Below are 12,178 nucleotides of genomic sequence, written 5' to 3'. Positions count from 1 at the left end.
CGGTTCCGTTGACTTGAGCGCGTTTCGCCCCGAGTTATGCCCGTGTGCCATCGATGACGCCGATGTCGTCGAGGTGAATGGAGATGGACATGATCCGCCGTATCGTTCCGCTCGCGGCAGCCCTGCTCGTGACGGGCGTCCTGGCAAGCTCGGCTCTCGCCGCTGACATCAGTTTGTTGAACGTGTCGTACGATCCGACCCGCGAGCTCTATGTTGAATTCAACAAGGCGTTCGCGAATGCCTATCAGAAGGAGACCGGCAAGAGCGTCGAGATCAAGCAGTCGCATGGCGGCAGCGGTTCGCAGGCACGCGCGGTGATCGACGGATTGCAGGCCGACGTCGTGACGCTCGCGCTCGCCTACGACATCGACGCCATCGCGTCCAAGGGCCTCACCGCGGCGGACTGGCAGAAGCGGCTGCCGCAGAATTCCTCGCCCTACACGTCGACCATTGTGTTCCTGGTGCGCAAGGGCAATCCGAAGGGCATCAAGGACTGGGACGATCTGCTCAAGCCGGGCGTCGCCGTGATCACGCCGAACCCGAAGACCTCCGGCGGCGCGCGCTGGAATTATCTGGCCGCGTGGGGATCTCGCGCAGAAGAAATATGGCTCAGTCGACAAGGCCAGGGATTTCATCGGCAAGCTCTACCAGCAGGTGCCGGTGCTCGACACCGGTGCGCGCGGCGCCACGGTGACCTTTGTCGAGCGCGGTGTCGGCGACGTGCTGCTGGCGTGGGAGAACGAGGCTTATCTCGCGCTGAAGGAGTTTGGTCCGGAGAAGTTCGAGATTGTGGCGCCGCCGCAATCAATCCTCGCTGAGCCGCCGGTCGCGATCGTGGACAAGGTTGCCGACAAAAAAGGCACCCGCAACGCCGCCGATGCCTATCTCCAATATTGGTACACCAGGGAAGGCCAGGAGATCGCCGCGCGCAACTTCTACCGCCCGCGCGATCCCGAGATCGCCAAGAAGTACGAAAACGCCTTTGCCAAAGTCGAACTCTTCACAATCGACGATGTCTTCGGCGGCTGGACCAAGGCGCAGAAGGAACATTTTGCCGACGGCGGCGTCTTCGATCAGATCTACAAGAACTGATCGGGCGCTGTCGGAGGGGCATGAGCAGGGGGCCTGGTGAGCGTAATCGCAGCACGACGCCGGACATTGCCGGGCTTCGGTCTCACCATGGGGCTGACGCTGTCCTGGTTGTCCGTCATCATCCTGATTCCGCTCGCCGGCCTGTTCCTGAAATCGCTTGAGCTCAGTCCGGAACAGTTCTGGGCCATCCTTTCCAGCCGCCGCACCCTCAATGCGCTCAGGGTCTCGTTCGGCCTCGCCTTCGCAGCCGCCTGTGTCAACCTGGTGATGGGCAGCATCATCGTCTGGGCCCTGGTGCGCTACCGCTTTCCCGGGCGGCGGCTGTTCGATGCCATCGTCGACGTGCCGTTCGCGCTGCCGACGGCGGTCGCGGGCGTCGCGCTGACCTCGCTATTTGCCGAGAAGGGCTGGCTCGGCGCACCGCTCGCGGCGCTCGGCATCAAGGTGGCGTTCACGCCGGTGGGCATCTTCGTCGCCATGATCTTCATCGGAATTCCCTTCGTGGTCCGCACCGTGCAGCCGGTGCTTCAGGATCTCGATGTCGAAATCGAGGAAGCCGCGGGCAGTCTGGGCGCCAGCCGCTGGCAGACCATCATCCGCGTGATCCTGCCCTCGCTCGCGCCGGCGTTGCTGACGGGCCTCGCGCTCGCCTTTGCCCGCGCCGTCGGCGAATACGGCTCTGTGATTTTCATCGCCGGCAATCTGCCGAACGTCTCCGAAATCGCGCCGCTCCTGATCGTGATCAGGCTGTCCGAATACCGCTATGCGGACGCAACCGCGATCGCGGTCGTGATGCTCGTGGTGTCGTTCGTCGTCATCTTTGCTGTCAACCGGCTCCAGCGCTGGGCGCAGAGCCGGATTCCGGCGCGCTGAGGAGGACGCGATGACGATGCAGATCGCCGATTCAGTCTCGCTCCCGGCTTCCGATGCGAGGGCGCGCGTGCATGCGGCAGCGGCGCGCAACAATCTCCGCACCGAGCCGAAGGCGGTGCGGATCGCCATCATCGCGCTGGCGATCATGTTCCTCAGCGTGTTCGTGGTGCTGCCGCTGGTCGTGGTGTTCGCGCAAGCGTTCTCGAAGGGCATCCTTGCCTATCTCGCCGCGCTCTCCGACCCGGAAGCACTCTCGGCGATCCGGCTGACGCTGCTGGTTGCCGCGATCTCGGTCGGCCTCAATCTCGTGTTCGGCCTGGTCGCCGCCTGGGCCATCGCCAAGTTTGAGTTCACGGGCAAGACCTTCCTGATCACGCTGATCGACCTGCCGTTCTCGGTGAGCCCGGTGATCTCGGGTCTTGTCTTCGTGCTGCTGTTCGGCGCACAGGGCTATTTCGGCGGCTGGCTCAGGGATCACGACATCCAGATCCTGTTCGCGGTGCCCGGGATTGCGCTCGCCACCACCTTCATTACCTTCCCGTTCGTGGCGCGCGCGCTGATACCGCTGATGCAGGAGCAGGGCACGCAGGAAGAAGAGGCTGCGATCTCTCTCGGCGCCTCCGGCTTGCAGACATTCTTCCGTGTCACGCTGCCCAATATCAAATGGGGCGTGCTCTACGGCGTCCTGCTCTGCAACGCGCGCGCGATGGGCGAGTTCGGTGCGGTCTCGGTCGTCTCCGGCCACATCCGCGGCGAAACCAACACCATGCCGCTGCTGGTCGAGATCCTCTACAACGAATACCAGTTCGTCGCAGCGTTCGCGATCGCCTCGCTGCTGGCGATGCTGGCGCTGATCACGCTGGTCGCCAAGACCCTTCTCGAACGTCATCTGGACGAAGGACACGAAGCCCGTGACCATTGAAGTCAGGAATCTCGTCAAGAAGTTCGGCAGCTTCAAGGCCCTCGACGGCGTCGATCTCAAGGTCGACAATGGCGAGCTGCTCGCGCTGCTCGGGCCGTCCGGATCCGGCAAGACCACGCTGCTGCGGATCATCGCCGGGCTCGACTGGCCCGATTCAGGCGAAGTCGCCTTCAATGGCGAGGACGCGCTGGCGCAGGGCGCGCGCGAACGTCACGTCGGCTTCGTGTTCCAGCACTATGCGCTGTTCCGCCACATGACCGTGTTCGAGAACGTTGCCTTCGGCCTGCGCGTGCAGCCGCGCGCGATCCGCAAGGACGAAGCGACCATCCGTGCCCGCGTCAAGGAGCTGCTCGACCTCGTGCAACTGGACTGGTTGGCCGACCGCTATCCGAGCCAGCTCTCCGGCGGCCAGCGCCAGCGCATCGCACTCGCGCGCGCGCTCGCGATCGAGCCGCGCATCCTGCTGCTCGACGAGCCGTTCGGCGCGCTCGATGCAAAGGTACGGAAAGAACTGCGCAAATGGCTGCGCAGCCTGCATCACGAGATCAACGTCACCTCGATCTTCGTCACCCACGACCAGGAGGAGGCGCTGGAAGTCGCCAACCGCGTCGTGGTGATGGACAAGGGCCGGATCGAGCAGATCGGCTCGCCAAGTGACGTCTATGAAAGCCCGGCGACCGCCTTCGTGCACGGGTTCATCGGCGAATCGATCGAACTGCCGGTCCAGATCGAAGGCGGCGTGGTCCGGCTCGGCGAACGTGCGCTCGCCCTTGCCGCAGACGGGCTTGCGCCTGGCGCGTCAAAACTGTTCGTGCGGCGACATGACATGCTGGTCGGCCCGCCCGGCAGCGGCGCCTTCGAGGGCGCCGTGCAGCAGGTCCGGAATTTCGGTCCGGTGCAGCGGGCCGAAATCGCCTTGCTCGGCGGTGAGACCATCGAGATCGATGCACCACGCGACAAGGAACTCCGCGCCGGCGACGCCATCGGCCTTAATCCCCGCCGCTACCGGATATTTGCGGGCTGAGGCGTCCGCCGTCACTCCGGGCGATGCGTAGCATCCAACTATGGTGCGCAATTGCGCACCGGAGAATCTCGCGTTTGTGGCGCGAGAATCCGGGTTCAGCGCCCTGCGCTGCCCCGGAATGACAGCAACGATTTTCCGCAAAATTCACCTTTCAGCCACGGTTGGTATGCAACAACGGCCCCTCATTGGGGGCTTCTGTACATGCGCGCCGCGGCCGCGATATCAATCACTTTGCTACTCGCCGGCTGTGCCGGCAACGAAGCGCCGGTCCAGCAGCCGTCCATGTATGCGGATATGTCCGTCCCGGGCTCGAAGCTCGATGCGCAGGCTGCGGCGATCATGATCTCGCAATATCGCCAAAACAACGGCCTCGGCACCGTCGTCATCGATCCCGACCTGATGCGACTTGCGGACTCCCAGTCCGAGGCCATGGCGGCCGCCAACAAGATGGACCATGACGTCCGCGCGCCGCTCGCCAAACGCCTCAATGCCGGCAATTATCCCGCAACCGTAGCCGTCGAGAACGTCTCGGCCGGCTATCATACGCTGGCGGAAGCATTTTCCGGCTGGCGCGACTCGCCTCCGCACCGGGCCAACATGCTCAAGAGCGGTGTCACAAAATTGGGCATAGCAGCCGCCTATGCTCCAGGCACCAAGTACAAGGTGTTCTGGACCATGATCCTGGCCTCGACAGAGCCCCGATAAGCCAGACTTGATCCCCGGGATGCCTTAACGCCGTGGCGAACTGTCGCCATGGCCGCTCGCCATCTGCTAGTGTTCCCGCATGACAGATCACAATCCCGAAGCCGTCAGCGTCCCCGCCAACGCACAGCGCGTCCTGGTCTTGCAGGGCGGCGGCGCGCTCGGCTCCTATCAGGCCGGCGCCTATCAGTCGCTATGCGGTTATGGCTTCGAGCCCGAATGGGTCGCCGGCATCTCGATCGGTGCCGTCAATGCGGCCATCATCGCCGGCAACGAGGGTCACACCCGGGTCAAGCGGCTCAAGGAATTCTGGGAGATGGTCTCGGCGCCGGTGCCGTGGAAGCCGATCGGCAAGAGCGATCACAGCCGTGAGCTGTTCAACTCCAGCAGCGCCGCGCTGATCGCGACCTTCGGGGTGCCGGGCTTCTTCGTGCCTCGCCTGCCTCCCGCGCCGCTCTGGCCGCCGGGCAGCCCGCAGGCGCAGAGCTACTACGACACCGCGCCACTGAAGAAGACGCTGGAGCGGCTGGTCGATTTCGACCGCATCAACGACCTGAAGACGCGCCTGTCGGTCGGCGCCGTCGGCGTCACCTCGGGCAATTTCAAATATTTCGACAATTACGAGTTCAAGAAGCTCGGCAAGAAAATCGGCCCCGAGCACATCATGGCCTCCGGCGCGCTGCCGCCGGGCTTTCCCTCCATCGTCATCGACGGCGAGCACTATTGGGACGGCGGCATTGCCTCCAACACGCCGCTCGATTTCGTGCTTGATGCCGAGATCGACCGCGACCTCCTGATTTTCCAGGTCGACCTGTTCAGTGCCCGCGGCGATTTGCCGACCTCTCTGCTCGAGGCCGCCGAGCGCGAAAAGGACATCCGCTTTTCAAGCCGCACGCGGATGAACACCGACAAGAACAAGCAGGTCCACAACGCCCGCAGGGCCGTGCGCGACCTGATCGGCAAATTGCCGGATTATTTGAAGAACGATCCGTCCGTCGAATACCTGGCGAAGGCGTCGCGCGAAAGCACCGTCACCGTGGTGCACCTGATCTATCGCAGCAAGAACTACGAATCCTCGTCCAAGGACTACGATTTCTCGCATGTTGCCATGGTTGAGCATTGGGAAAGCGGTGTACGCGACGTGCATCTGTCGATGCGCCACAAGGATTGGCTCGATCGGCCGCAGTCCGACGAGACCATGGTGACCTACGATCTCACGGGGGACGTCAGTGCGCCCCCGGCAAAAAGGAGCGAATAACATGGGTAGTCTGTCAGGCAAGAACGCCGTTGTCACCGGATCGACCAGCGGCATCGGCCTCGCTTATGCGCGCGCCTTTGCGGGGGCCGGCGCCAATGTCGTCATCAACGGCTTCGGCTCGCCGGAGGACATCGAGAAGGAGCGCACCAAGATCGAGTCCGATTTTGGCGTGAAGGCAATCTATTCGCCGGCCGACATGACCAAGCCGGCCGAGATCGCCGGGATGATCGCGCTCTGCGAAAAAAAACCTTCGGCTCAGTCGACGTCCTCGTCAACAATGCCGGCATCCAGTTCGTCTCGCCGATCGAGGAATTCCCGATCGAGAAGTGGGACCAGATCATTGCGATCAATCTGTCCTCGGCCTTCCACGGCATCCGCGCCGCGGTGCCCGGCATGAAGAAGCGCGGCTGGGGCCGCATCATCAACACCGCGTCGGCGCACTCGCTGGTCGCCTCGCCCTTCAAGTCGGCCTATGTGTCGGCCAAGCACGGCATCGCCGGCCTGACCAAGACCGTGGCGCTGGAAGTCGCGACCAACAAGATCACCTGCAACTGCATCAGCCCCGGCTATGTCTGGACGCCGCTGGTCGAGAAGCAGATCCCCGACACCATGAAGGCCCGCAATCTCACGCGCGAGCAGGTCATCAACGACGTGCTGCTCGATGCGCAGCCGACCAAGGAGTTCGTCACCTCCGAGCAAGTCGCAGCACTGGCGCTGTTCCTGTGCAGCGACGATGCCGCGCAGATCACCGGGACGAACCTCTCGATCGACGGCGGCTGGACCGCGGAGTAGGGCGGCGTTCTGTCATGCCCCGGCTTGACCGGGGCATCCAGTACGCCGCGGCGTCTCGGTTCAATCACAGCCGTCTCGGAGTACTGGATCGCCCGGTCAAGCCGGGCGATGACGGCGAGAATCGTGCTGCCGTTCCTGTTCAACGGCTCCAGGCCAGGGCCGTCACGATGGCCGTCGACAGGTTCAATTCCGCGAACATGATCCTGCCGGCGACCACGAAAAGGACGCAGGCGAGCGTCAGCCGCAGCACCGTCTCCGGCACGCGCGTCGCGCTGTAGCTGCCGAGGATAATTCCGGGCAGCGACCCCAGCAGCAGCACGCCCATCAGATGCCAGTCGACCGAGCCGAGCATCCAGTGCCCGGCGCCGGCCACGAATGTCAGCGGCACCGCATGCGCGATGTCGGAGCCCACGATAGTCGCCATCGGCAAGCGCGGATAGAGCAGCAGCAGCACGGTGACACCGACCGCACCGGCGCCGACGGATGAAATCGAGACCAGCACGCCGAGCACGATGCCCGTCACCACGGTCGCGATGGCGGTGGTGCGCTCGTCGATCTGTTCCAGACGCCGGCGATAGCGCTCCATGATTGACTTGCGGAAGATCAGCGACGTCGCCGTCAGCATCAGCGCAAAGCACAGCACGAGATTGACGAGATTGCGCTCGGAATCGCTCCTGAGATCGAGCTTCCACAGCACGAGCAGCGTGAGCGCGCTCGCCGGGATGCTGCCGCAGGCGAGCCGCAGTACCGCCGGCCAGTGCACGCTACGCGACCAGCCATGCACGATGCTGCCGCCGGTCTTGGTGGCGGCGGCATAGAGCAGGTCGGTGCCGACCGCGGTGGCGGGATGGATGCCGAACAGCAGGATCAGTAGCGGCGTCATCAACGAACCGCCTCCGACGCCGGTCATCCCGACAAGCAGGCCGACGGCAAATCCCGAGGCGACATAGAGTGGATCAATCATGGTCTGGGGAATCTTAGGTTTATCTCGTCAATAGGGCAATACGACGTAGAATAAACTTTCCCAACCGTGCAACTGCTTGGGTGGAATAAGAAAATTTGTGCTGCTGATGATAAATGGACAGCCGTTTTGCCTCTTCCGAGGCCGTGTCGCGAAATGCCATTCCGCGGCGAGCGGCTACGCTAGCGTCCAAACGCCAGCACGTGCAGCCCCAGCCGCTGCCGCACGATCCAGAACAGCAACACCGTCTCGAAGCTGAGCGAGATCGAGGTCGCGGCCGCGGCGCCATGGCCGCCGAAGCGTGGCACCAGCGCAATGCAGAGCACGAGGTTCATCACGAAGGCCAGTGCGTAGGCCAGCGCGCAGATCTTCTGCTGGCCGAGCATGTTGAGCAGGCGCTCGACCGGGCCGATCGCGGCGCGTACCACGAGCCCGATCGCGGCGACGAACATGATGTCGTAGCCGACCACAAATTGCGGTCCGAACAGCCAGAGCAGCGGCTTGCCGAGCGCGAGCAGCACGGCCGTTGCCGCCAGCGACGGCCAGAACGTCCAGTTGATGGCGTGCGCCACATAGGCCGACAGCCGTGCCTTGTCGCCGAGCGCATTGTATTCGGCGAAGCGATGCGCGGTCGTCGCCGACATCGCGTAGTGGATGAAGGAGACCAGCGCCAGCGTCTTCACCACCGCGAAATAGACGCCGACCTCGTCGGAGGGGCGGAACTGCTGAAGCACCAGCACATCGGTGTAGGACAGCAGCAGGTAAAAGCTCTCGACCAGCAGGATCGGCAGCGACACGGCGAGCCAGCCAGCGACGTCGTAGGCCTTCAGGCCGGGCTCGACATGATGGGCCAGCTTGTGGTTCAGCACGACCATCTGTCCGGTCATCGCAATCCACACTGCGCCGGCGCTGGCGACCATCGCGGCCACCGCGCCAAGATGATAGCCAAGCAGAAAGGCGCAGGCGGTGATGCCGATGATCAGGGCCTGCCGGATGATGAATTGCGGCATCAGGCCGAGCCGCATCCAGTCATGCGAGCGGGCAATGCCGTCCTGGGTGTTGGCGACGACGAATGCCGGCAGTGTCATGCAGCCGATATAGAGCGGTAGCGCTTCGGCGGGATCGATCCACGGCGACAGCAGCTTGACGATGCCGGCCAGCGCGAGCGACATCAACGTGGACACGGCGAAGGTGAGCCAGCGGCTGCCGGAGAGAAAGCCGCGCAACAGCGCATGATCGCCGCTGGTGCGGTACTCCGGAATGATCTTTTGCGCGGAGGCCGAGATGCCGAAATCCATCATGCTGCCGAGCAGCAGCACCCAGGTCCAGACATAGACATAGATTCCGTAGTCGGACGTCCCCATCCAGCGCGCGAGCAGGACCTGCGCGAAATAGGCGAGACCCGCGCTGATCACGCGGATAATGAAGATGGTGCCGGCAAGCCGCCGCGTCAGCGACGCTTCGCTCGATCCGCCCGTCAGCTTGCCGCGCAACCGCGCGATCAGGCCGGCTGATCCGGTCGAAGCGGGCTCTGCATCCATCACGGCCACGTCGAAGATCCCTGGGCGCCCCGCATGCTGCGGCGGCCCTCGGAATTAGCAACCATTCGTTAAGATTCGGTTGGGTGGAGGTATGGTGCTGCACCATCCCCGGTGTCGTCCCGGCGAAGGCCGGGACCCATAACCACAGGGAGACGTTGCGGCGGGAAGCTAGTAACTCCGGATTTTCGCAAAACTATTGCTGCGGCGTATGGGTCCCGGATCTGCGCTCCGCTTCGCTGCGCTTGTCCGGGACGACAATCATTCCAAATTCGTATTGAACTCGTACGATTTCTCCGGCCCGACCAGCGTGAATTTCAGCGCTGCACCATCGGGCTTGGCGTCCGGCGGCAGCCCGTCAAGCTCGAAGGAGAAGCGTTTCACCCCTGGCGGGCTGTGCTCCACCGGCGCGGGAATCGGCAGCGACCAGTCGGGCGTCGGTCCTTCCACGTACAGATTGATGTTGCTGTTGTCCGGCGCAACCACATCGACCATCACATTCTTGGCGCCGTCGCGCCTGACGTCGCGGATAGTCAGCGGATTGGGATCGCCGATATTCGCGGGCTTCGGCACGGTGTCGAGCGCCGCACGCAGATTGGCGTCCTCGGTCGACGCGACGCTGTTGAAGCCAAGCTCGACGCTGGCCTCTACCGGAATACAGATTTTTTCGCACACCGCGTAATTGATCTCGGCCCGCAGCGTCACCGGCTTGTCGGCCGTCTTGGGAACGATACGGAGCGGCAGCACGATCTGATCGTGATAGCCGATCGAATGGCCGCCCGCGCCGTCGTCGAACTTCAGCGGTGCCGGCCACATGATCGTCACCGCCTCGACATTGTCCGACTTCGAAAAGTCGAACCGCGGCGGAACACCTGAATCGCCGGGCGTGCGCCAGTAGGTCTTCCAACCCTGCTGGATCTGGAAGGCGATACCGCCGAGCAGGACCGCGCCGCTACGCGATCCCGCGAGCAGGCGCACCGCGGAATGTCCGTCGCGCTGCCACGGTGAAGCGTCGTCGGCGCGCGCGGTAAGCGCCAGCGACGACGCAACCAGGGTGGTCGCGACGCCAATCGCCGCACGCAGGGGAACTATGCTGAGCATGGTACGTCTTTACAGGGTCGCCCCGGGGCAAACCATTGAATTGCTTGTGATGGATGCACTGGAATCGATCGCTGCAAGCCTTGATTTGACAGCGGCCAGGGCCGACATCAGGATAGGAATCGAAACCGGAGTGCTTCACCGATGGCTCCTACTGGCAAAAGGACTGGCGACAGCACCCGGGGCGCGGGCTCATCATTTCCCAATTCGGCCGGCTATCTGGACGGCCGGCTCCTGATCGCGATGCCGGTGATGGGCGATTCCCGCTTCGAGCGCTCGGTGATCTATCTCTGTGCCCATTCGGCGGAAGGGGCGATGGGCATCATCGTCAACCATCCGGCCGGAAGCATCGATTTTCCGGAGTTGCTGGTGCAGCTCGGCATCATCAAGAAGGGCGAGCAGATCAAGCTGCCGGAGAACGCCGAGAGCATGAAGGTGCTGCGCGGCGGCCCCGTCGATACCGGCCGCGGCTTCGTGCTGCATTCCAGCGATTTCTACATCGACAACGCGACGCTCAGGATCGACGACGGCGTCTGCCTCACTGCGACCGTGGATATTCTGCGTGCGATCGCCAAGGGTTCCGGACCAAAGCACGCCATCCTCGCGCTCGGCTATGCCGGCTGGGCGCCAGGCCAGCTCGAGACCGAGATCCAGAGCAATGGCTGGCTGCATTGCGATGCGGATGCCGACCTGATCTTCGGCGACGACGTCGACGAAAAGTACGGCCGCGCCCTGCGCAAGATCGGCATCGACCCGGGCATGCTGTCGAACGAGGCCGGCCACGCGTAGCCGTGTGGTTGGCGTGATAAAGCCCCTCAGCCGTCATTGCGAGCGTAGCGAGGCAATCCAGACTGTTCCCGCGGAGGAATTCTGGATTGCTTCGTCGCAAGGGCTCCTCGCAATGACGGAGTTTGTTGAGACGGCCGTGCTTTCATCATCTCGCGCCGAATCCTCCTCGCCTCGTCGAGACGACAGCGGTGAATGCCGCCTACTCCGCCGCCTGCTGCTGCACCGTCGGCTCGGTCCCCGCAACCGTGGCACGCCGCATGTCGCGGGGCTGGGACTGGTCGTAGCGGCGGACGCGGTGCATGGTCTGGCGGTTGTCCCACATCACGAGGTCATGCAGCTTCCATTTGTGGACGTAGACAAATTCCGGTTGCGTCGCGTGCTCGTTCAGATCGCGCAGCAACAGCCGCCCCTCCGGCACGCTCATGCCGACCACCTCGCCCGCATGCGACGACAGATACAACGACTTGCGGCGATGCACCGGATGCGTGCGCACCAGCCGTTGCAGCACCGGCTTGAACATCTCCTTCTCCTCGTCGGTATATTCGCTGAAGCCGAGCGAGCCGCGCGAATACATCAGCGAATGTTCGCAGACGAGGTCCTCGATCTCCGCCTTGGTCTCGTCGTCGAGGGCGTCATAGGCCGCGCGCATGTCGGCGAATTCGGTGTTGCCGCCCTTCGGGTTCACCACGCGCGCCGACAGCAGCGAAAATTTTGCGGGGATGGGGCGGAATGAGCTGTCGGAATGCCAGAGGCAATTGCCGAGATTGAACAGATGCGTGCGACTGTCCTTGGGCAGCGGTTTGCCGTCCTTGCCGAGGTTGGAAACATCGTTCAGCTTCGACGACAGCCGGTACTCGTCCTTGGTCATGACGTGTCCGCCCCGAGCTTCCTCGCGCTGGCCGAAATTGAGCGCGAAGGCCATCTGCTGCTCGTCGTTGATGTCCTGGTCGTGGAACACGAGCACCGCATATTTGTCCATGGCGGCCTCGACCTCGCGCGCCTCGTCCTTCGTGAGAGGCTTGCGCAAATCGAGGCCGGAAACTTCGCCGACAAAATGTTTCTGAAGCTGCCGGATGGCGATCGTCATGGCGTTTCTCCCGCGAACCGCGAGCGGTTGGTCCCGCTCTGT

10 protein-coding genes and 2 pseudogenes are annotated in these 12,178 nt (G+C 63.5%); 8 read left to right on the top strand and 4 right to left on the bottom strand.

All coding sequences use genetic code 11. The features are described 5' to 3' along the window. The first annotated feature begins 89 nt into the window (after positions 1-89). The 7 genes and pseudogenes from AB8Z38_RS18805 (at position 90) to AB8Z38_RS18775 (ending at position 6,663) form a co-directional block, all read left to right on the top strand. A pseudogene (locus AB8Z38_RS18805) lies at positions 90-1,092 on the top strand (sulfate ABC transporter substrate-binding protein). A gap of 87 nt (positions 1,093-1,179) precedes the next feature. After that, positions 1,180-1,965 carry a sulfate ABC transporter permease subunit CysT gene (gene cysT, locus AB8Z38_RS18800; protein ID WP_369726539.1) on the top strand — a complete coding sequence of 262 codons (786 nt, stop codon included), beginning with the start codon at positions 1,180-1,182 and terminating at the stop codon, positions 1,963-1,965. A gap of 10 nt (positions 1,966-1,975) precedes the next feature. Further along, positions 1,976-2,887 carry a sulfate ABC transporter permease subunit CysW gene (gene cysW / locus AB8Z38_RS18795; protein ID WP_369726456.1) on the top strand — a complete coding sequence of 304 codons (912 nt, stop codon included), beginning with the start codon at positions 1,976-1,978 and terminating at the stop codon, positions 2,885-2,887. Next, positions 2,877-3,911: a sulfate/molybdate ABC transporter ATP-binding protein gene (locus AB8Z38_RS18790; protein ID WP_369726455.1), complete on the top strand. Its 1,035-nt coding sequence runs from the start codon at positions 2,877-2,879 to the stop codon at positions 3,909-3,911. The genes cysW and AB8Z38_RS18790 overlap by 11 nt, the downstream gene beginning before the upstream one ends. Before the next feature lie 201 nt (positions 3,912-4,112). Further along, a complete protein-coding gene (locus AB8Z38_RS18785; protein WP_369726454.1) occupies positions 4,113-4,616 on the top strand; it encodes a CAP domain-containing protein in 504 nt (167 codons plus the stop codon). Between the two features lie 79 nt (positions 4,617-4,695). Continuing rightward, positions 4,696-5,871, top strand: coding sequence for a DUF3734 domain-containing protein (locus AB8Z38_RS18780; protein WP_369726453.1), 1,176 nt, complete (start codon positions 4,696-4,698; stop codon positions 5,869-5,871). 1 nt (position 5,872) lies between these two features. Further along, positions 5,873-6,663 (top strand): annotated as a pseudogene (locus AB8Z38_RS18775) (3-hydroxybutyrate dehydrogenase). Between the two features lie 139 nt (positions 6,664-6,802). Here the strand turns inward: AB8Z38_RS18775 and AB8Z38_RS18770 are convergent. The 3 genes from AB8Z38_RS18770 to AB8Z38_RS18760 form a co-directional block, all read right to left on the bottom strand. Continuing rightward, positions 6,803-7,627 (bottom strand): sulfite exporter TauE/SafE family protein, encoded by an 825-nt coding sequence (locus AB8Z38_RS18770; protein WP_369726452.1) that lies wholly within the window; start codon positions 7,625-7,627, stop codon positions 6,803-6,805. Positions 7,628-7,806: 179 nt separating this feature from the next. Then, positions 7,807-9,174: an oligosaccharide flippase family protein gene (locus AB8Z38_RS18765; protein ID WP_369726451.1), complete on the bottom strand. Its 1,368-nt coding sequence runs from the start codon at positions 9,172-9,174 to the stop codon at positions 7,807-7,809. 249 nt (positions 9,175-9,423) lie between these two features. Beyond that, positions 9,424-10,263, bottom strand: a complete 840-nt coding sequence (locus AB8Z38_RS18760; RefSeq protein WP_369726450.1) for a protein-disulfide reductase DsbD domain-containing protein — start codon at positions 10,261-10,263, stop codon at positions 9,424-9,426. 141 nt (positions 10,264-10,404) lie between these two features. On the opposite strand from AB8Z38_RS18760, the gene AB8Z38_RS18755 reads away from it, so the two are divergent. Then, complete coding sequence (locus AB8Z38_RS18755) at positions 10,405-11,049, top strand: YqgE/AlgH family protein (protein WP_369726449.1); 645 nt, start codon at positions 10,405-10,407, stop codon at positions 11,047-11,049. A 199-nt stretch (positions 11,050-11,248) separates the two neighbouring features. Here the strand turns inward: AB8Z38_RS18755 and AB8Z38_RS18750 are convergent, their stop codons facing one another. Beyond that, the gene (locus AB8Z38_RS18750) at positions 11,249-12,136 is read right to left on the bottom strand and encodes a TauD/TfdA dioxygenase family protein (RefSeq protein WP_369726448.1); all 888 of its coding nucleotides are present in this window, start codon (positions 12,134-12,136) and stop codon (positions 11,249-11,251) included. Between the last annotated feature and the right edge of the window lie 42 nt (positions 12,137-12,178).

It is taken from the genome of Bradyrhizobium sp. LLZ17, assembly GCF_041200145.1.
GTDB lineage: Bacteria > Pseudomonadota > Alphaproteobacteria > Rhizobiales > Xanthobacteraceae > Bradyrhizobium.
The sequence above is the reverse complement of the archived record's forward strand: the minus strand, read 5'-3'. Positions and strand labels throughout refer to the sequence as shown.